Origin of the sequence: Kribbella sp. (assembly GCF_035655035.1) — a bacterium.
Lineage (GTDB): Bacteria > Actinomycetota > Actinomycetes > Propionibacteriales > Kribbellaceae > Kribbella.
Map to the genome: position 1 here is coordinate 1 of NZ_DASRVN010000385.1, position 20982 is coordinate 20982.

Genomic DNA, 20982 nt, shown 5'->3' on the forward strand with positions numbered 1-20982 from the left:
GTACAGCCCGAACTGCTTCGCCAGCGCGTGCTGGTTCGGCGTCACGTTCTCGCCGTACTGCGTCAGCGCCGGGTCGCCGTTGCCCTGCGGGATGTCGCCGTACACCTGGTCGTAGGTCCGGTTCTCCTTGACGATCAGGAAGACATGCTTGATCGTCGACGGGTCGCCGAGCTTCGCCGGGACAGCCACCGGCTTGGCGCCGTGGCCGGTGGCGGACTTCACCGAGTTCGGCGTCCAGCCGTTCTGCTTGAAGACCTGCTCCGTGGACGCCCTGATGACACCGTCGTCCGGCAGCTTGAACTGCTGCAGGCTCGAGGTCGTGTCGTGGGTGCCGTGGCTGCTGCTGGTGCTGTTGCGGAGGGCATCGATGCCGCGGGTGTTCGAGACCACCACGTTGCCGCCGGCGGTGGTGACTTCCGACGGGAAGTAGTCCGTGGGGAGGAGGCCGATGTAGCTGACGGGCTCCAGCGCACGCTTGTAGCGGTAGACGGCGACCGCGTTGGCGCGGCCGAGGGTCACCAGCAGGTGGCCGTCGTCGGTGACAGTCACCGCGGTGGGCTCGTAGCCGACGGCGGCTTCCGGCCAGGGCTGGGTGGCGATGGTCTGGACGACCTTGTCGTTCTTGCTGTCGATGACCGACAGGTTGTCGCCGGCCGTGTTGGTGACGAACACCGCGTCGTTCTTGGCGTACACGGACGTCGGGTGCAGGCCCACGCCGATGCTCGCGGGAGCGGCCGCCGGGTTCGCCAGGTCGATGACGCTGACCGTGCCCGTCGTGGACGAACCGGTGAACGGATCGGCCGGTACCGCGGTGCCGTACGAGTTCATCGTGGACTCGGCCGGGGCCGTGGAGTCGCTGATGTCCCATCCGCTGAGCTGCAGGAGCGAGTCCCCGTAGTTCGCGGTGACGTTCAGCCGGTAGTAGCGGTACGCGGTGGTGTTCTTGAACGTGTAGCTGTTGGTGATGTACCGCGAGTCGAAGCGCTGCGCCGTCCGCTTGTCGAGGTCGGTCCATGCGCTGCCGTCGTTCGACCCCTGCAGGGTGAAGTCCTTGGGGTCGCGGCCGGGCGAGTCGTTCGCGGAGGTCAGTGAGTAGTGCACGACCGCGGCGGGCTTCGCCAGCTGATAGGTGACCCAGCCGGTCGGCTGCTTCGCCAGCCACTTGGTCGCCGGATCCTGGTCCTTCAGGTTCGCCGCGGCCTCGTTCGGCGGGTTGTCGCCGCTCGCGGTGATCGTGCTGACCTGGTCGAGCAGGCTGCCGGGCATCGGCCTGGCCGGGCGCCCGCCCTCGTTGCTGACGTACAGCTTGCTGCCGACCTTGACCATGCCGCGCGGGGCGATGCCCACCGGCCAGCTCTGCTGTACGGCGCCGGTCGCCGCGTCGAGGGCGATCACCCGGTTCTGGCCGTTGACAGCGACGTACACGGTCTTGCCGTCGGCCGAGAACACCGGCGCGGCCGAGAGTGCGTGCTTCGAGCCCTGCGCGGGGATGCTGACGTTCGTGGGGTTGGCCAGGCTGCCGTCGGAGTTCACGGTGAACTTGGTGTACCCGTCGATCCGGCCCAGCCACAGCTGCGAACCGTCGGGCGAGTACGTCGGGCCTTCCTGGCCCACGTCGCCGCCGCTGACCCGCAGGTCCGACTGGGCGTTGGTGCCGACGTACTGCTGCACCTTGTAGCTCTTCAGGTCCACGATGGCGAGCACCTGCCCGCCGTCGGTGAGTGACGCCGCCAGGTGCGTGCCGTCCGGGCTGACCGATGACGACATGATCTTGCCGTAAGGGATGACCAGGCGCTGACCGATCGGCTTGATGTACTGGTCGTCGGCCACGACCTGGCCCTGGCCGGTGACCTGACCGACGTGCTGGAACCCGAACTGGTCGGTCTGCGCGAACGCGCTGGTACCGCTCGCGGCGACGACGGCCAGGGCGGCGGTCACGAGGAGCGGCTTGCGTCCCAGCCGTCGAGCACGGAGACCCATGCTGTTCTTCTCACGTCTCTGACGTGTTACTTGCATCGACTCATCCCTTCCAAGGGGCTAAACCCGCCAAGGAACTTAGGGACGACACATGGCCCGGCTCCGAACACGAAGAAAACGCAAGACGACAGTGATGTCTTCCGTGTGGGGGTGGCGCGGCTCAGAATGTTGGTGGGTGGGAGGGGTTGGGATGCAGGCTCGGGGTGTTGCGGGGCGGGTTGGGGCCGTGGTGGGGGTTGTTGTCGCGTTGTGGGCGGCGTGGGGCGAGCCGGCGTTCGCGCATGGTGGGTTGCCGCACTTCGCCAGTGTGGTCACGAGTATCGAGCCCGCGGTTCCGGGCACGCACATCTCCGTGGCGCCCGACGGGCGGTATCTCCGGATCACCAATCCGACGCGCCGGACTCTCGTCGTACTCGGAGCGAGTCACGAGGAATATCTGAGGGTCACGTCGCACGGTGTATGGCTCAGTACGCACGCGCCGGCCAACTACCTGGACACGGGTGCCACCCGCCACGCTCCGGCCGACCCGGGCCCGGACCCGGTCTGGCGGCAGGTTTCCACGTCGGCCACTGCGCAGTTCCGCGACGACCGGATTCGCTGGACAGGGTCGGGCCGCCCAGACGTAGTGGTCCGGGAACCGCACAAGCTGCACCTGATCAGAACCTGGACCGTTGCGCTCGTCGTCGACGGGACGCCGGTGGCGATCAACGGCACCCTCAGCTGACACCCCGGCAGCAGCCCGGTGTCGCTGACCGCGTTCGCCGTCGTCTGCCTGATCATCCTCGCCGTCATCGTCATCCTGCTCCTGCGCGACGACCGGCGGGATCGAGCTCGTGCCCCTCGGCCGCCTGGTCCCGACGACGGGCAAGGGCCGCGCCGAGGAACAGGGCGAGTACTGCGAGGACCGCCGCGGCGGCGTTCGTCCACGGCGTGATCGGACTGTTCGAGACGAGCACAGGGCGGGGAGCGACACCGCCGGGAACAACCCACGTGCTGGTGGCCGTCGTGGGTCGGGCGTTGCCACGGACGACCACGATGCGCAACGGCAGCTCGCCTGTTGCGTCGACGTCGACGGCACTCTGCCACCGCGCCCCACCCTGACCGGTCTGCTGCGTACGCTTGAGCCGCAGGCCGGTGACCGCGCCGAGGTCTGCGGTCATCCCGGTGATCGGGCCGGGCACCGGTCGCCGGCTGCTGACCGCGTCCACCAGCAGCAGGCTGCGGCCGGGAGTATTCGGTGTCAGGGCCACCGTGATCAGCAGATCGTCGACCTGGTACGCCGTCCGCGCCGCGACCGGCTCCGGCTTGTCGAACTGGGGACCACGTGCGGGAGGCACAACGGCGAGCACCACGGCGAACAGAAGGATCCCGACGCCGAGCAAGGGAGCGATCACCTGCCCCCGCGGACTCGGTGTCCTCGGTGCACGCGCCGGCTGCCGCGTCAACCAGGGATGCATGCCCCGGGCGGATCTCAGGCCGAACGCCATCAGGACCGCGACGACTGCGAGTTTCACCAGCAGCGCCTTGCCGTAGAGGGTACCGATGGCAGCGTCAACGGTCGCGACCTGACGTCCCGCCAGCAGCAGGCCTGTCACCGCGAGGACCGCCACGCAGACCGTTGCCACCGGCCCGAAAGCCCTCCAGAAACGAAACGCCTTGTCTCGCTCGTTGCGCAACTGGCCGGTCAGCAGGGCGAGCAGGCCGAGCCCACCGGCCCAGGTGAGCCCTGCCGCCTGGTGCGCGGACAGGACGAGCAGCGACACCGGCCCGCTCTGGGCATGGCTGCTCGCCGACCGCAGCACGAGGTCGGCGAGCAGGAAGACCACCAGCAACGCCGTCCCGGACGGCCTGGACGGCGTGGACGGCGCGCCGCGTAGCCGGCGGATCAGCAGGACGAGGACTCCGATGACGGCGACGTCGCGGAGCGCCCAGCGGGTCAGCTGGCCGGAATCGATCAGGATCGCCAGCCCCGAACCCGAGCTCCTCGCCTCCGACCACTGCTGGCCGCTGCGGACGAGCGACGCGACGACGGACAGGAATCCGAAGGCGACGGCCAGGCCGAGCAAGGTACCGGCCACCGGCTCCGGCAACGCCGGACTCGGGCGCCGCGCCAGTACGGACGCGAGGAACGCCCAGCCGCACAGGACCGCCGTCGCGCTGAGGTCCATCCAGCCGAGCACCACGTCGAGGACGGTCGCCGCCGGCCCCGTGACCGACTGTGCCGGTACGCCGTTCGACGTCGCCGCCTGTCCGACGCCGAAGACCAACGTCCCCTGCAGCCGGTGCAGGTCGTACTTCGACACCACGCTCCAGTGCAGCTCGTACACGGAGCGTGACAAGGTGGGGAACCCGGAGAGGACCAGGTGGATGCCACGGTCCTCGATCCGCGGGGTCCCGAGCGGGATCGCCCTACCGTCGCGATCCGACAGCGAGACCTCGATACCGGCCGCGGTCGGCGGCTCGGAGAACCACAGGTCGATCTGTCGCGGAGCGGCCTGCACCGTCTGCCCGTCCGCCGGCGTGGACCGGAGCAGCACCGGGTGTGCCTCGGCCACTCCACCGGCGGTCAACCAGAGCGCGGCCGTGACGAAGGTCAGCAACAGTGGACGGATCCACCAGCTCCGCCGGCGCAACCTGACCGCCCCGCGCGCGGCACCGCCCTTCGGCTTCTCCATCGGCTCCCCCTCAGACACCACGAGCGCTCTCCGTGACCATCCCGGACCGGGGGCGCCACAAGGCGGAAAGTGACGGCGTTCTCATGTGACTGTCATGCCCCCGGCGCTCAGGGGGTTCCCTCGGAGGGGCGCCGGGCGTCACTATGGCCTTGGGTCCGTTGGGGAACGGACTCGGGGGACGAAGGTGCGCCGGCCGCGGCCGGCGTGGGGGGAACGATGAAAACGATCTTGGTGGTTGACGACGAGCCTGAGGTCGTGCGCTTCGTACGGCGCGGGCTCGAGGCGGAGGGCTACCGGGTGCTCACCGCCACCGACGGCGGCGACGGGCTGCGTACCGCGCTCACCCGCAAACCGGACCTGATGGTCCTGGATCTACGGATGCCAGAGGTCGACGGCGCGGCGGTGATCGCGGCCGTCCTGGTGAGCAGTCCGGAGACCCGGATCCTGGTCCTGTCCGCGGTCGCCGACGCGGAGGCCCGCGTTCGTTGCCTGGAGCAAGGAGTCGACATCCTGCCGAAGCCGTTCGCGATCCGCGAACTGCTGGCCAGGGTACGGTTCGGGCTACGGGAGCCGGCGATCAAGGAGACCGGGGAGTTCATCCTGCGGGTCGGAGCGATCCTGCTCGACGTCCGGACCCGGAAGCTGCGGATCGACGGCCGCGAGGCCGCCCTCTCGGAGCGCGAGTTCCTGCTGATGCAGCACCTGATGCGCAAGCCGGACACGGTCTGCTCACGCAGCGAGCTGCTGTCCGCGGTCTGGGGGTACGACTTCGACCCGGCGACCAACGTGGTGGACGTGTACGTACGCCGGCTCCGCGGCAAGATGACCCGGGACGTGATCCAGACGGTGCGCAATGTCGGTTATCAGCTTCAGACTGCGTGAGAGCCGGGTGAGCGGGCTGGTCTGGCACCGGATCGGCCCCAGGTGGGCCAGGCTCGTCGACCTCACGCTCGCGCTCTTCGTCGTGGCCATGCTGGCCTTGATGAACAGGATGTTCGAGCGTGAGGTGATCCCGTACCACTTGCTCTTCCTCGGGCTCACCCTGGTGTACGGCTTCCGGGTCTGGCCGCTCCGGCCGACGTTGCTGGTCACCCTGCTGGTCACCGTCAGCACCGGCTGGATCCTGGTCGTCCACCAACTCCAGGACGGCACCAGCCGCGCCGAGTGGGCCGAGATCCCGCTGATGCCGCTGCTGTTCCTCGCGATGGTCTGGCATGCCCGCCGCCGGGTCGCGGCGCAGCGCGAGGTCGAGCTGATGGCCGAGGAACGGCTGGCGGTCTTCGAACGTGAGCGCGAGTTCTTCCGGGAGGCGTCGCACGCGATGCGTACGCCGGTCACCATCGCGGTCGGGCATCTCGAACTGCTCGAGCCGGTGGCAACGCAATCCGTGGAGTCCGCCGACGACTACCGGATCGTGCTGCGCCAGATGGACCGGCTGTCCGCGCTGTCCACCCGGCTGCTGGCACTGGCGAAGCTGGAATCCGGTCGTGCCCTGCGGCACGTCGACCTCGACCTCGGACGGTTGATCGACGGCATCGACAAGAACTGGCGCGAGAGCGCCGACCGCGACTGGATCGTCGACGATGCGCCCGGCCTGCGGATCGTCGCGGATCCGGACTGGCTCGAACTCGCGCTCGACGCGTTGATCGAGAACGCCGTCCACTTCACCGAACCGGGCGACCGGATCAGGCTGTCCTGCAAACCGGAGCGCCCGTGGTGTGTGATCAGTGTCGCCGACGCGGGACCTGGCATCCGGCCTGCCGATCTGCCACACGTCTTCGAGCGCTTCTGGCACCGGCGCCCGCCGGCTGCCGTCCCGATGGGCAGCGGCCTCGGCCTGGCGATGGCGCAGGCCGCGATCCGCGCCCACGGGGGCCGGATCACCGCCGGCTCCGCCCCCGAGGGCGGCGCGCTGTTCGAGGTCTTCCTGCCGATGCGCTCGGGCGAGGCTCCGGCTTCCTGACATCGTCGACGCTGCCATGCGTCACAACACCGGCGCATGGAGCAGCGTCAGACTGCCGACGTGGATGGCGGCGCGCTCGCCGTGCCGCAGTGCGCCCTTGGTGTTCTGGTAGACGAGATAGTAGGTCTGCCCCACCCGCAGCGAATGCCCCTGCTTCATCACCGACACCCGCTTGGTCCCACCGTCGCGGGCCTCGCTGCGGAGCTCCGGCGGATGCCCGACGTCGGACTGGAACCGGGTCGCCTTCTCGCTGTCGAGGACGACGTACGTCAGCGTGATCAGACCGCCGTCGCCGACGACGGCGATCCGGCTGAACCGGACGCCGTACTGCTGCTCGATCGAGGTGCTCTGCGGGAACGCCCCGGAATCGCCGGACGACCGGAGCTTGAGGCCCACGAGTACGCCGGCGACCAGGGCGATCGCGAGGATCGCGCCGAGTACGACGAGGCGGTTGGTCCCCCGCGCCCGTCCGACGGGCGCACGCGTTGTTGTGTCCAGCATGGCGGTCCCCCTCCCGAGGACGGTGCCGGGGCCCGGACGGATCCGGACCCCGACACCTGGTCGCTACGGCATCGTGTATCGCGTCGAGTTGAAGGTGTCGAAGTACGCCGTCCCCGTGGACGCCGCGCTCGTTCCGGCCGACACGCCGAGCCAGGCCGTCTCGATCCGCAACGTGCTGGTGTTCCCTGTCTGGAGCGAACGGCTGACGCCGTCCACCAGCAGCCGCAGCGAGCCCGCCGAAGCACCCGTCGCCGGCCCGGACGTCCAGTCGACCTGCAGCGTGTGGTTGCCGGTAGCAAGCGTTACCCAAGCCCCGGTGACCGTCCCGCCGGCGCTACGGTCGAACACGGTCCGCACCTGCGCGGATCCCGCGCTGTACCGGTACTCGAGAGCGAACACCTGACCGTTGGCCCCGGTCCGCGCCTGCAGCAGACTCAACGCCGTGGCCCCCGAGGTGAGCGTGTTCCGGTTGAACACGAACCTTGCGTGGTACGACGTTTCCGCCGTCGGCGTGCTGTCGGTGAGGTAGCCGGCGCCCGGCAGCGTGACCTGCAGGCCGCGGAGGCTCCCCGGTTCGAGCGTGCTCGGCCGGGCGGCCGCGGTCGTGTTGGCGACCCCGCCCGTACTGGCGCTCCAGAAGCCGAATCCGCCCGACTCGAAGTCGTCGGAGAAGATCCGGTTCGGCCGCTGGACCGAGACGCTGGTGCTGACCGGCTTGCTCCAGTTCCCGGCCAGGTCCTGGACCCGGAGGTTGAACAGTTGCGCCCCCTGCGGCACGGACGCCAGCGGGACGGTGACCTGTACCTTGCCCGCGACAACGCTGACCGGCACCGAGATCCCCTTCCCGACACCTGGGTCCGTGGTGCCCAGCCAGTACTCCGCCTTGGCGATCAGCGAGGCGTCCGTCACGGGAGCGGTCAGCGTCAGGTTGTCCGCGCCGTTGGTCGGGTTCGGGGTTGCCGTCAGCGCGCCGAGTACCGGCGCGGTCTTGTCCACGATCAGGTTCACCGCGAACAACGGTCCCCAGTTCCCGGCCGCGTCCTCGCCGCGGACGTACACATGATGGGTGCCGTCGGCAAGGGCCTTCACCTGCGTGAGCGGGATCAAGCCGTAGAACGTCTCCCCCGTGGAGTCGAGCTTCCCGTCCACCGGCAACAGCTGAAGTCCGGTCCCGCCGCGCGGGTTCGGAACTGCCGGGTCGACGAACGCCTCGGCGTCCACGAGCAGACTTTGCAGCGCGCCACCGGCGTCCTTGTCGGTGATCTCCGCGGAGACCAGCAGGCTGCCGGGGTGGCTCTTGTCGGCCAGTACGCCGTTCGTCGGGTTCGGGCCGACGGCGGCCGCGTCGACAGCGGGTCCGGTGATGTCGATCGGCAGCGGGATGTCCAGCGTCGGACCCCACAACCCGAGCGAGTCCTTGCTGTGGACGAGGACGTGATGGGTGCCCTCGGCAAGGGTCTGCAGCAGCGCCGGCGCGAGGTCGGCGTCCTCGGACACCACCGTGGCGCTGCGGTTCAGGGTCAGCGGCGTACCGGTCCCGTTGGAGCCCGCGGTGTCCAGGAAGTACTCCGCCGCGGTGATCACGCCACCCGCGTCGGAGTCGTCCCCGGTGGCGGACACCGTGACCGGGACCGTCGCGTTGGCCGGTACGTCGGCGACCGAGCCGTTGATCGTCTGCGGACCGGTCTTCGGCAGGTTCAGGATCACCGAGCCGACGACACCCCAGTTGCCGGCCGCATCCAGCGCCCGGACGAACACCGTATGGCGACCGGCGTCCAGCGCGGCCAGCATCGCGGTCGTGATCGTACCGGTGGCGCCCGTGACGCTGACACCGCCGGCCGGCAGCGTCATCGGCGTACCGAATCCCGGTCCGACGGTGGCCGCGTCGTCGATGACGAACTCGGCCTGGGTGACCGCCGAGCCGCCGGTGGTGGCGTCGCTGAGGTCCGCGGTCACGGTGACCGGAACCTCACCGGTGGCCGGGTTCGGCGCCAGGCGGAGGTGGGTCGAGACCGGCCCGACGCCGTCCGTGCTCGGCGGCGGCGCGTTCGTGTCCAGGAAGGTCAGCATGCCGCCGAACGCGAACTGGGCCGGGTCGGCGGTGTGCTGACCGTTGTTGTCGAGGTGCCGGGCCGACTCGTAGAGCGCCAGCTTGGCCTCGGGTCCGGTCGGCATCGTCACCACGGCGTCGAGCGTCTGCCCGGGCTCGATGCTCTCCGACGCCACGGTGGTCGCGAAGTGCGCCGGGTGCCCACCTTGGGCGAGCTCGTTCTGCAGCCCGCCGAGCACGGTCATCGGATGCGTCTGCGAGCCGACGTTCACGTAGCGCAGCAGCACCTTGTGCCCCTGGTCCGTCGCCACGGGATCGCTGGCCGGGTACGGCTTCCCGTTGATCAGCCGGTACTTCGGCGTGAAGTCGCGCAGGTCGAACGTGGTCGGGTTCGCGTTGAAGGCCGGATCGACCTCGCTCAGCACGACGAGCGCGTCGTCGTCGTACCCGGTGTCCGGGTAGCCGGCCGGCTGCGTGCCGTACGCCGTACCGTCGGGCGGGAGTACGACGAATGCGCCCGCCAGGCCCATCGCGACCTGCCGGGCGCCGCCCGGCGTGTGCCCCGCCTCGTAGACGAAGGTACCGGGACGGTCTGCGGTGAAGGTGTACGTCCGGGTCCCCGTGTCGATCCCGGTGGTGTCCTCACCGCCGGCCGGCAGAGCTTGCCCGGGAAAGGCGAGCGAGACGGTCTGTCCGGCCAGCTGGTTGTGCAGCGTCACCGTGACCTGGTCGCCCTGATGGACGACGAGCGCGGGGCCGGGCGCGGTCGCGGAGCCGGCCGCGCCGGTCGGCGAGAATCCCCAGATCGGCACCGTTGTACCGAGCATGGTGGCGGTGCCTGTCATCGCGTACAGCTCGCAGGCGGCGGTGCCGGTGCCGAAGGTGCAGCCCCGCGGACTGAGCTTGCCGACGGCAACGGAAGTGTGCGCCGGCGCCTGCGGGACCGCGGGCACGGCGCCGGCCGGCAGCGGAGCGAGCAATCCGGCGGCCAGCGCGGTGGTCGCGACGCCTACCGCGGCGACCCGGAATCTGTTCGTCATCGTCGGTGTCCTCACTGGCTCGCACAGCCGGCGGGCGGGTCGATGCGGAAGACCGTCATCATGCCGCCGAAGGCTGCCCCGTAGTTGGTCGCCTGTTCCAGCGCGTGGCTGTGAGCGATGTGGTAGTACTCGCCACATTCGTTGTTCTGCGCCATGTTCGACGGCACCGGGTTCCTGGTGCCGAGGTAGCCGCTCTCCGAGAACCAGGTGTCCGAGCCGACCAGCAGCTGGTCGGTGATCGCCGGGATCTGGGTCGGGATCGGGTTCGTGCCCGGGTTCCACTGCTCGACGTCACGCCAGTCCATCAGCACGTCGAGCGTCTGTCCCGGCCCGACGTCGAGGTCGTACTTCTGGTACGACAGGTCCTGGCCGGCCGGGCCTTGCAGCGGATGCCCGTCGCGGTTGACGACCCGTTCGTCGCTGCCGTGCGGGTGGAACGGATAGTTCACGCTGCCCGCGTTCAGGTAGTGGATCGTCGCCGGCAGCGGGTTGGTGGTGGCGTCGTACGGCTTGATGTGTACGAGTGCTCCGTACGGCTGTCCCGGCAGCCACGGCGCGTTGTTCGGCGCCAGGGTGTCGGGCATGCTGCGGCCGTTGATCATGAAGTACCGCGACTTCGAGGCGTTCACGTCGACCGGCTGATGACGCTCGACCGCGAGGTGTACGTCGGGGTCGACCTCGGACAGCAGGAACACGTACTCCTTGCCGCCGGCGAAGGCCGAGTCGGCGCGGTCGTTCACCTGGTTCGCGTGGCCCGCGGGCCGGACCACCAGGGCGCCGTACAGCCCCATCTGGAGCTGCTTGTCCACGTCCGTCCCGGTCTCGTACAGGTAGCTCCCGGGACTTCCCGCGGTGAACGTGTAGGTGACCGAGCCGTCGGTGGCATCAGCGGTCTGGACCAGCGAGGTCAGCGACCCGCCGGCGTCGAACTGCGGCTGCGCCGGATTCCCGTTCGCCTTCACCCCCTGCTGCCCGGGGAACACGATCGAGGTTGCCTCGGGCAACGTGTTGTGCAGGATCACGGTGACCGTCCGCCCGGACTCGACGCACAGCGTCGGACCGGGCAGCTGGAAGCCGCGCTTGCTGTTGCCATAGCCCCACATGTAGATCGAGTTGCCGTCGGGCGTGGAGATGTAGCCGTCGCTCGCGGTCAGCGAGAACGTCTGGTTCGGATCGGTGTCGCAGAGTGCGCCTTCCGACATCTCCGCGGCCGAGGCCTGGGCGCGGACCAGCGCCGGTGTGGTCACCAGCAGGGCCGCTGCGGTCAAGGCCAGCACGCGCTGGACCGTGAGTCGTCTCATCGGATCGTCGCCCCCGTCACACGTTCGCCGCGGTCTGTGCGGGATAGGTCCCGGGTGCGCCGACGACGATCTTCGTCATCATGCCGCCGTAACCCGGCCCGCCGCCGTTCTGGAGATAGGAGTACTTGCGGTCGTACAGCAGGTACTCACCCGGTCCGGGCGCGACGAAGATGACGTCGCGGCTCTCGCCGGGGCCGATCTCGACCAGGTTCGACGTCAGGTAGTTCGTCGTACCGTCACGGCCCTTCAGCAGGCTCGCGTCCTTGGCGACCACGGTCAGGTCGAGGTTGTCCACGGTCAGGGCGTGGTTCTGGAACCCCAAGTTCGACATCCGCAGCAGCACCCGGTCGCCGGCGTTGCAGCGGATCAGCGACGAGATCGGCTGGTACTGCAGCCGGCCCGCCGCCGTACTGAGCGGATCACCGTTCGGCGCGATCGTGTCCGGATAGGCGCGGCCGTTGAGCAGCCAGAAGCTCGGGTCGAAGTCGGTCCAGTCGTTCACCTGGATGTGCGCGTCCCGGTAGTGCGAGGCCGACCACAGCTCGGTGATCATGAACGCGAACTCCCGGTCGTACGCCGTCGACCCGTCGCCGTCGTTGTACGCGTACCGCTCCCCCGGGTGCAACGGCGTCCGGTCCTGCTTCGGGCGCACATACACCATCCCGGTCATCCCCATCTGGACGTGCTCGACGTCCTCGAAGTGGCAGTGGTACATGTACGTGCCGGCGTCGTGCGGCCGGTAGAAGTAGGTCAGGTCCCGGCCGATCGGCACCGCGAGCGAGAGCTCCGGTACGCCGTCGAACAACGGGATCGCGTTGACGAACCCGTGCCAGTGCAGGGTGTGCCCGTCGAAGAGGTCCGGCCGCTGCGCCAGCCCGAGGTTGGTCAGCGTGAGGTAGATGTCGTCCTCCTCGTCGAAGGCCATGATCGGCGCGCTGATCTGGGCCTTCCCGCGCTGGGCGGCGACCAGGTTCGAGGTCATCCCGGTCACGTCGCGGAAGCCGAACACGTAGGTGTTGAACGGCGCCGGTGCCAGCGGGTCCGGGAAGAACGGCGGGTCCGGCGGTGCGTCGCCGGGCATCGCGACCCAGCCGTCGGTGCCGGCCAGGTGGACTTGCCTGACCGGATGTGACACCGCCGCCGCGGTGGACCGGGCGGCGGCCGTCGCCCGGCTGGGCGCGGCCATCACGGAGCTGCTGGTCAGCAATCTGCCGCCGAGTACCGCGCCCGCGAGGGCACCGGTGCCGGTGAGGAGTGAACGCCGCGTCAATCCACGCGACGGTGAGCTGTCGGTCATCGGGATCTCCCGTAGCAGTGCGAATCGGAATCGTGAGTGCGGCCCGCCGGTAAGGGCTGTGGGGGACCGGCGGGCCGCACGATTCACGGCGTCATCTGGTCCGAGCCGGCGTCGTACCGGCGTTGGGTTCCGGTGCCGGTCGGCCGTGGCTGACCGTCGATGTCCGGCGTCGGAGCGGTGACGGTGTAACTGAATCCCGTGCTGCCGGTCCCCCACCGGACCACGGTGTTGGCCGCTCCGAGCCCCCGCGCCGACGAGGCGGGCGTGGCAGTGGCGAGGTGGTAGTCGCCGGCCAGCTCCGGAGGCAGCAACTGCGCCACCACCACCGCCTGCCGGAACGCCGGGTACGACCGAACCGCCAGGATGTTGACCGCGACCTCGTACGGCGAGACGAAGCCCGGGTCGACCGACGAGTTCGTGGCGTCCGGCTGGGTCCCGGTCGTGTCCTGGAGGACCGAGTGCGTCGGCGTCAGCAACGCATCCGGTACGTCGGCCACGCCCATGTCCCAGTTGTTCACGGAGTTCGCCGTACCGTCGGGCAACTGCCCGCCGATGCCGTAGACGTACCCGCCGACGAACGTACCGGCCCGGTTGTCCCAGAAGACGTTGTTGAGCAGCGTCGGCTTGCTGAACGTCGTCGCCGCCAGGGTCTGTGAGCCGGGGAAGAGCGACGGGGTGCTCAGCCTGGCCTGCAACGGATCGCTGTTCGCCGCGGTCGACAGGCCGGCCGGAGCGGGCTGACCGTTGCTGGTCACCGCCGAAGCCGTCGTCAGGTTCTTCGTGATCGTGTTGTTCACGACGTTCACGAAGGCCGCGTCGTCCAGCGCCAGTCCCCCGCCCTCGTGGGCGGAGACGTTGTCCGCGATCGTGTTGTTGGTGATGTGGATGGTCTGCGGATCGGACCGGGAGATGTGCGACCCACTGACCTGCAGCAGCCGGATCCCGCCGCCGTCGTCGTTGGCGAGGTTCGCCGAGATCACGTTGGCGTCGATCGTCACCGGCCCGGTGCCCGGCGACAGGGCCGTCGGCGTGGCCGGGAGTTCGCCCGCGACCATCACGCCGCCGCCCTCGTCGTACGACTGGTTGAACCAGATCCGGTTGCCGGTGATCCGGCCGCCGATGCTGCCGCCCGGGTTCGCCTGATACCCGAAGGCGGTCAGGGCGCCGCCGTACTCGGCGGAGAAGTTCCCGCAGAGCGCGTTGTTCTCCACCCGGTAGCCGTCGCTGCCGGTGAACAACCCGATCCCGCCGGCCAGGTTCGTGCCGCCGTTGTCGCGGACCTGGTTGCGGGCGATCACCGGGTCGTAGTTGCGGTTGTCACCGACGTACGGCGTACCGATCCGGATGCCGCCGCCGTACGAGCCGCCGTTGCCGTGGATGACGTTGTCGGTCACCTGCAGGCCACGGACGTTCGAGTGCACGTAGACGCCGCCGCCTTGGGTGATCAGCGCCCCGGCCGCGCCGTACGGCGTGCTGACGGCCCCGGTGAGCACGTTCGCGTTGCCGGCCACGTCCGCCTGCGCGCCGCCGGTGATGCTGAGGCCGTCGAGGGTGACCGGCCAGCTGCTCGGGACGAACCCGGCGCGCGCCGGATCGTCCAGCACGGTGACCACGGCCGAGTCCGGCACCGCCGGGTTGCCCGAGTACCGCAGACTGCTCAGCAGGCTGACCCACGCCGTTCCGTTCGGGTTGTCCAGGTTGAACCCGGAGCCGTCGAGGATCGAGCCCGGCACCCAGGTGCCGGCCGCGTCGAAGCCGCCCGGGCCGACGCCCTGGATGCGGACCTGGTGATGCACGATCAGGTTCTCGTTGTAGTCGCCGTGCGGATTCGCGGCGGTCTGCGCGTTCGGCCAGACCACCACCAGCCAGTACGGCCGCAGCCTGGTCGGAGTGGCCGCCTCGAGCGCGGCCTGGACGGTCCTGTACTGCTTGGTCGGGCCGACCTCCGCGATCAACGGGTTGGTCGCGGACATGCCGGCGAGAATCGGGACACTCAGTCCCAGCACCTGCAGCGTGAGGCCGTTCACGCTCTTCTTGCCGTTGTGGCCGGTGATCTCGAGGACGGCGGCGCCGGGCGAGAACAGCACCGGCACGGTGAAGGTGATCTTGGTGTCGGTCCAGCTCGTCACGGGCATCGCCGTACCGTTGAGGGAGAGGCGGTCCGGGCCGCCGGCGGCGCCGAAGCCGAACCCGGTCACGGTGATCGACCGGTTCGTGTCACTGCGCCGGATGTACGGCCGGTCGACCGCCAGGAGTTGCGGGATCGACGAGCCGAGGTCACAGATTGTCGGGTTGACCGTGGTCGTGTCCGGGGCCAGGACGGTCGCCGCGACCTGCGTCGGCGCCTCGTCCGTCACGGTGAACAGCCCCGGCCAGGCCTGGAAGTTCGTCGCGATCGTTCTGAACCGCGAGTTGTAGTCGGGATTCAGCGCTCCGGGTTGTCCTGGATCGTTGCCGACGAAGCGGTACATGTTCGGGCACGGACCGGCGGGCAGCGGGCAGTTGTACGTACTCGTCGACGGTTCGAGTGCCTCGTACAGGCCGTTGAAATCGGTGTGCACGGTGTCGACCAGGCGGCCGGCCCAGTCGTACAGACCGACGGGGACGAACGGCAGGCCCTGCGCCTCGCCGTAGTTCACGCTGCGCTTGTCCAGGGTGAGCCCGAGGTCGTTCAGCGTGATGCCCCAGAAGTGCGTCGGGATCGGCACGTCGGTGAACAGGTTGAAGTTGGGCGCGGTGGCTTGGTTCGCCCGCAGCGCGACCAGCTTGTCGCCGCACAGCGGCCGTTCGTAGCCCTGGAACGGGCTGCCGCCGCCGGCCAGGAAGGCTTCGTTGGTCACGTCAACGGTGTGCAGCGGTCCGGCGCAGGGCGAGATGATCCCCGCCTGCTGGGACGGCGGCTGGGCCGGCGGCGTGGGGGTCGGGTTCGGAGGTCCGGCCGGGTCGTTGGCCTGTGCCGGGGTGGACGGTGGGTAGTTCTCCTGCGGGAGGTAGCTGTCGCCGTTGAAAACGTTGACGTCCTCCTCCTTGGTCACCTTGTACATCGGCTTGCCGTCGACCGGGTCGTTCGGGATGTCGACCGAGACGATGTAGTCGCGGGCCGGCAGCGCCTGCTCCTGTCCGGCGGGCAGCGGCGCGTACAGCTCGAGGCCGTCCGGGTTGTGCACGGTGTCGGTCGCCGGGTAGAGATTGATCTTCGACGTCGCGAACCCGTAGTTGCCGTTCACGGTCTGGCTGCCGCCTTGACGGTCGCTGGCGCCGACCGCGACGCCCATCATCGGAGACTCCACGCACAACCGGTTCTCGGTGGTACCGAAGGCCGGCAGCGCCTGCTGGTCGGTGAGCAGCTGGCCGTTGTACGTCCGCGCCGTACAGCCGCGCGGCGGCGCCCACTCCTCGGACGTGTAGGAGTCCTGGACCTCCGGCCCCTTCACGAACGCGCCGTACTTCGGGTTGTCCACCAGGCCGCCGTTGCCGTCGGAGATCTGCTTCGGCTCGGTCTCGTATCCTTGCCGGCAGAGCTCGGGCGGTGTGGTGTCCGTGCAAGCCTTCGGAAGGTACAGATGGACCGGGATGCCGGGGATGCCCGGCTGGTACGGCTCGGTGGCGGCCATCGCGGCGTCGAGCTCGTTGCGGGTGGTGTCGTAGGTGACGGTGCCGACGATGCCGCCGTTCGTGCCCGCGTCGTACGGCTGGACACCCCAGTCGATCCGCCCGCGCAGGCCGATGATCGGCAGGAAGTTGATGTCGACCAGGCTGCCCAGCTGCGTGGTCGGTTTCGGTTCGTTGGCCGCCTGGTAGGTGATGCCGGTGGTCTTGTAGCGGGTGTTGAAGCCTTCCAGGACCAGCCACTTCCCCAGCGGATAGGCTTCCTTGATCTCGTAGTTGCCGGAGTCGTTGGTGACCGTGGTGTTGGTCGCCTGGTCGATCAGCGAGTTGTCCCGCTCCCGGACAGTCAGCGCGAAGCCGGGTACGGCGCGCTCGCCGGGGTCGCGCTTGCCGTTGCCGTTGGCATCGATGAAGACGCTGCCCTGGACGTGCGTGAACCAGCCGACCAGCATCTGGTTGCCGACGTCGGTCACGGCGCCGTTGTGTACCTCGGTGTTGACGCTGTACAGGATGTAGTCCTGGTCGGCGTCCCACATCGTGAGTTGATAGCTGCCGTCCGGAACGTGCTGGATGTCGAAGCTGCCGTCGGCCGCACCGCGACCGACGTACACGGCCGCGTCACCGGCGCCGAGGTCGGACAGGGCCACCCACGGGCTCGGGATCGGGCCGTCGGACTTGGCCCCGGCGAAGCCACCCGGCTCCGGGACCTGGCCGTTCTGGCCGCCGACGTACGGCAGTCCGGCGATGACGACACCCTTGATCTCGCCGGTCGGCGTCGTACCCGCCGGCGGTGTGAGGCTCTGGACGCGGACGAAGCCGAACTGGGTCGCGGACACGAGCTCGGCGCCGCGGAGCTGCTCGGTGTCGTAGCCGGTCTCGCCCTCCTGCTGCCAGATGTCGTGGTCGTGGCCGCCTTCGAGCGTGGTCGTCTGGACCCACTGGGCGGCCTGTCCGGCGGGCGGCGTGACGGTGGCCGCGTACCGGTTCGGTCCGAGGTTCGGGATGAGGATCTCACCCTTCGCGTCACTCACACAGCGCCCGGTCGAGTGCGCTGTGTCGATGATCGGCCGGTTGCCGGAGTCGAACAGCATCGCGCCGGTGCCGTTGGCGTTCGCGTGCTGGTAGACGGTGCACAGCGGGTTGCCGTAGTAGTCGGTGCTGACCAGGCCGAGGACGTCGGTCAGCGTGGCGGTGAACCCCGCGAGACCCTGCTCGGCGTCGGCCTCGAAGGTGGCGTCGACCGGGAGGTTGTCGTTGAAGACCTGCAGCCGCAGCGTCGTCAGCGGCAGCGGCGTCGGGTTCATCCGGACCACCGCGTGCGCGGTCGCCCCGGAGGCGACGGTGAAGTGCTGTCCGTCGATCTTGAACCCGTCCGCGGTGACCGAGATCAGGTACTTGCCGGCCGGCAGGTTGCCCAGTGCCTGGTTGTCGTTCAGGTCCACCTCGGTGCCCTGGGCAACGATCGGCGCGAAGCCGGACGTCGGCCGGGTCGACGGCCACGGGCAGGTGTCCGCGAAGTTCGGGTCGGAGGAACCGCCGGGCGCCGTCGCGGGCAGGCACCGGTCGGTCAGCTGGTTGCTCCGGGTGCCCGGATCACCCGTGTCGTCGACGTTGATCAGCCACTTGTAGTGGGCCACCGGATCGTGCTCGTGCACGAACCCGGGCCCCGAGTTCACCGACCTCGCGCTCTCCACGTGCAGCGTCAGGCTGCCCGGCTCGGCAGCGGCCGCCGGCGCGGCGGTCCGCCCGAGCTGACCCACCGACAGCACGGCCGCGATCAGGCTGAGCCCGACCAGCATCCGCGGCACAGATCTCCACCGAGACATCACGGTCCCTCCCCACTCGCCATCCCCCACGCGTGCGGCCCGCAGACCGGTCACGCCGTCAGCGCAACAGTGCGGCACCGACCGCCGATCCGACGGCAGATGACAGACTTCTCATCTGTCTCTCACCGCCGCAGCGCGGCCAAATGACTCGTCGAACCCGCTGAACGCGATCCGCCGAGAGCTGTTTCTGGCCTGCTGCTCGCCGAGCGATCCGGCGTGAACCGCACGATCGCGGCCGGGGGTTCTCCGTGATGGTTGCCTAGAGCAACTGTAGCGCCGGTACTGCGCTCGCGCGGCAGCTCGACGGTCGGGCAGCTGCCCTCTCCTGGCCCGGCGACTGCCGTCCTGTTGGCCCGGGTGCGCGGCGGCATCGGCCTGCCGCTGGTTCTCGGCCTCAGCGCGGTGCCCACGAGCGGGGCCGAATAGTTTTCGGCGTACGAGCGGGCCGTCCACGGCTGCAGCGTGTCCGCACGACCACAACTGTCTGTCACGGACTCCGTCGGGCGAACGCGACACAGACCGCCATCGCTGCGATACTGTCGGCGGAGCCATGAACACGATTCGAGTCATCGTTGCCGACGACGACGTCCTGCTGCGGGAGGGCATCGCGAGCCTCCTCGAGCGCTCCGGCTGCGAGGTCGTGGGACAGGCCGGCGACGCCGAGGCGCTGATCGCCCAGGTCCGCGAACTCCGCCCGGATCTCGCGGTCGTGGACATCCGGATGCCTCCCACCCAGACCTCGGAAGGCCTGGACGCCGCCCGGCAGATCCGGGCCGAACTGCCGGACACCCGCATCCTGGTGCTGTCGGCCCACGTCGAGGTCGAGCACGCAATGGAGCTACTGGCCAGCGGCCGGGGCATCGGCTACCTCCTCAAGAGCCGGGTCGCGGACGTCACCGACTTCCTCGAGGCCGTCGACCGGGTAGCCAGAGGCGGTTCGGTCGTCGACCCCGCACTGGTCCAGGAACTGGTCTCCGCCCGGCACCGCGAGGACCCGCTGGCCGTCCTCACCGCCCGCGAGCGCGAGGTACTCGCATTGATGGCCGAAGGCAGGTCGAACCTCGGCATCGCCAAACAGCTGTGGGTCACCGAAGGCACGGTCGAGAAACACGTCCGCAGCATCCTGGGCAAACTGAACCTGCAAGAGACACAGGAGGACCACCGGCGCGTACTGGCCGTGGTCACCTTTCTCGAGGCCCGGTAGCCGCGCCGCTGAGCAGCGCGCGAACAGCTCGCGCGGACAACCGCGCCTTCGGCACGAAACCGATCGCAGGACTGGTAGCGACCAGATCCCAGTAATCCTCCTCCGAATGGGTCGAGACGATAACGACCGGCACCGCCACGGCCTCGACCTCCAGCCGCTCGGCGAGCTCGAGCCCGCTCTCACCGCCAAGATCCAGATCCACCAAGGCGACATCGGGCGCCAGCTCCACAATCCGCCGGAACGCCTCGTCAGCCGTCGACGCGACGCCCAGCACAGCGAGTCCCTGCCGCTCGAGCAGTCGGCGCGCGGCCTCCAGAAAACCGGCGCTGTCGTCAACAATCACACACGTCACCACAGCTCCCAGCATCGCAGCCAGGCCCGCCGATCACATGGCGGCTAGCCGCAATCTCCCGCCACCGTCCACCAGCTAGTGCCCCGCGCAAGCACGCGCGGGACACCCGGTGTCTCAGGCAACAACCTTCGCCGAGCGCATCGCCGCGATCGCGGCACCGCCGTACCCGAGCCCGACCAGCACCCCATCGGTGTGCTCCCCCAGCAGCGGGCACCGGTGATCTCCGTGCGAACCCGGAGAACTTGACCACACACCCGACCGTCAGGAACTCGCCGCGCTCCTCCTGATCGACCTCGACGATCGTGCCACCCGCACGCAGCCCCGGATCCTCAGCGATCTCCTTCACGCTGAGCACCGGCGCACACTGGGGCCTCACCCGACACCCTCGTCGAACACGACGGGTACGTCGAGGTCGGCTTCAGCGACGGCGGCACCGGGCAGTACGACGCCGTGATCGGTGCCGACGGCATCAACTCCTGGACACGGCACGCCGTCTCGCGGGACCTCACGCCTCGTACGCCGGTAGCGCGGTCGTCCGCTTCCAGGTCCCCAACACCGACGCGCTGGACATCACCGCCACACCTCACTCGCCGAAACTCGCCGAGCCCTACCGCCGTCTACAAGGACCGCTCGTCTGCGCAATGCAAACCGAGCCCCAATCTTCTACGCCGACTTCCACCAAGTCGTCACCGACGATTGGACCACCCAACGGATTGCACTCGCCGGTGACGCCGCCCACGCCATGAGCCCACGACTCGGTCAAGGCGCCGCCGTCGGCCTGCTGGGACGCCGCCGTACTGTCCGACCTCCTGACGCCTGCTGGTCCTGCCGATCCCCACCGCACTCGCGCAGTTCGCCGGCAACCCGGTAACCCGTCGCTCGACAGATCCAGCAAGCCTCCCACATAGCAAATCTCTAGTCGGCCAGCCCAAGCAGCACTCGACAACGGCAACTCGCAACTGCGGGCCTTAGTCATCCACTAACAACCTGAGCCCCCGGCCCCGCTGCAAGACCTCCGGCCGTGAGTAGCGCCGCGCTCGATCGGCTGCTTGCGGATGCGCTCGGCGGGCGGAGTCGGGCGGTGGTGCTTCGTGGCGAGTTGCTGACTGGGAGTTCTCGGGGTGACGTCTGCGCGGGGCATCGTCGTTGTGTCAGTTGGGGTGGCGGAGTTGGTCGGTGGTGGCGGT

General features: G+C 69.3%; 13 protein-coding genes and 2 pseudogenes. 5 read left to right on the plus strand and 10 right to left on the minus strand.

The window, feature by feature from the left end; all coding sequences use genetic code 11:
• On the minus strand, positions 1–1980 hold a 1980-nt coding region (locus tag VFF46_RS21540), incomplete at its 3' end, for a discoidin domain-containing protein (protein WP_325038976.1).
• A 223-nt stretch (positions 1981–2203) separates the two neighbouring features.
• Here VFF46_RS21540 and VFF46_RS21545 point away from each other — a divergent pair.
• Positions 2204–2701, plus strand: a complete 498-nt coding sequence (locus VFF46_RS21545; RefSeq protein ID WP_325038977.1) for a hypothetical protein — start codon at positions 2204–2206, stop codon at positions 2699–2701.
• A 70-nt stretch (positions 2702–2771) separates the two neighbouring features.
• On the opposite strand, the gene VFF46_RS21550 is transcribed toward VFF46_RS21545, so the two are convergent.
• Positions 2772–4652 carry a copper resistance CopC/CopD family protein gene (locus tag VFF46_RS21550; protein ID WP_325038978.1) on the minus strand — a complete coding sequence of 627 codons (1881 nt, stop codon included), beginning with the start codon at positions 4650–4652 and terminating at the stop codon, positions 2772–2774.
• A 216-nt stretch (positions 4653–4868) separates the two neighbouring features.
• Here VFF46_RS21550 and VFF46_RS21555 point away from each other — a divergent pair, with 216 nt between their 5' ends.
• Together VFF46_RS21555 and VFF46_RS21560 are read left to right on the plus strand one after the other, a co-directional pair.
• The gene (locus VFF46_RS21555) at positions 4869–5534 is read left to right on the plus strand and encodes a response regulator transcription factor (protein WP_325038979.1); all 666 of its coding nucleotides are present in this window, start codon (positions 4869–4871) and stop codon (positions 5532–5534) included.
• Positions 5506–6615: a HAMP domain-containing sensor histidine kinase gene (locus VFF46_RS21560; protein WP_325038980.1), complete on the plus strand. Its 1110-nt coding sequence runs from the start codon at positions 5506–5508 to the stop codon at positions 6613–6615. The genes VFF46_RS21555 and VFF46_RS21560 overlap by 29 nt, the downstream gene beginning before the upstream one ends.
• Positions 6616–6636: 21 nt before the next feature.
• Here VFF46_RS21560 and VFF46_RS21565 read toward each other — a convergent pair whose 3' ends face one another.
• From VFF46_RS21565 to VFF46_RS21585, 5 genes are all read right to left on the minus strand, one after another.
• Positions 6637–7116: a hypothetical protein gene (locus VFF46_RS21565; protein WP_325038981.1), complete on the minus strand. Its 480-nt coding sequence runs from the start codon at positions 7114–7116 to the stop codon at positions 6637–6639.
• A gap of 63 nt (positions 7117–7179) precedes the next feature.
• Positions 7180–10206 carry a multicopper oxidase domain-containing protein gene (locus tag VFF46_RS21570; protein WP_325038983.1) on the minus strand — a complete coding sequence of 1009 codons (3027 nt, stop codon included), beginning with the start codon at positions 10204–10206 and terminating at the stop codon, positions 7180–7182.
• A gap of 11 nt (positions 10207–10217) precedes the next feature.
• Positions 10218–11507 (minus strand): multicopper oxidase domain-containing protein, encoded by a 1290-nt coding sequence (locus VFF46_RS21575; RefSeq protein WP_325038984.1) that lies wholly within the window; start codon positions 11505–11507, stop codon positions 10218–10220.
• Positions 11508–11523: 16 nt separating this feature from the next.
• A complete protein-coding gene (locus VFF46_RS21580; protein ID WP_325038985.1) occupies positions 11524–12804 on the minus strand; it encodes a multicopper oxidase domain-containing protein in 1281 nt (426 codons plus the stop codon).
• Positions 12805–12887: 83 nt separating this feature from the next.
• Positions 12888–18221 (minus strand): hypothetical protein, encoded by a 5334-nt coding sequence (locus VFF46_RS21585; protein ID WP_325038986.1) that lies wholly within the window; start codon positions 18219–18221, stop codon positions 12888–12890.
• Positions 18222–18798: 577 nt separating this feature from the next.
• On the opposite strand from VFF46_RS21585, the gene VFF46_RS21590 reads away from it, so the two are divergent.
• Positions 18799–19443, plus strand: coding sequence for a response regulator transcription factor (locus VFF46_RS21590; protein ID WP_325038989.1), 645 nt, complete (start codon positions 18799–18801; stop codon positions 19441–19443).
• Here VFF46_RS21590 and VFF46_RS21595 read toward each other — a convergent pair.
• From VFF46_RS21595 to VFF46_RS40555, 3 genes and pseudogenes are all read right to left on the minus strand, one after another.
• On the minus strand, positions 19421–19786 hold the full coding sequence (locus tag VFF46_RS21595; RefSeq protein ID WP_325038987.1) for a response regulator: 366 nt from the start codon (positions 19784–19786) through the stop codon (positions 19421–19423). The two genes, VFF46_RS21590 and VFF46_RS21595, sit on opposite strands and share 23 nt — an antisense overlap.
• A gap of 123 nt (positions 19787–19909) precedes the next feature.
• Positions 19910–20047: a hypothetical protein gene (locus VFF46_RS21600; protein ID WP_325038988.1), complete on the minus strand. Its 138-nt coding sequence runs from the start codon at positions 20045–20047 to the stop codon at positions 19910–19912.
• 7 nt (positions 20048–20054) lie between these two features.
• Positions 20055–20171: pseudogene (locus VFF46_RS40555) on the minus strand (hypothetical protein); the annotation flags it as partial.
• Between the two features lie 216 nt (positions 20172–20387).
• Here VFF46_RS40555 and VFF46_RS40640 point away from each other — a divergent pair.
• Positions 20388–20666: pseudogene (locus tag VFF46_RS40640) on the plus strand (FAD-dependent monooxygenase); the annotation flags it as partial.
• Between the last annotated feature and the right edge of the window lie 316 nt (positions 20667–20982).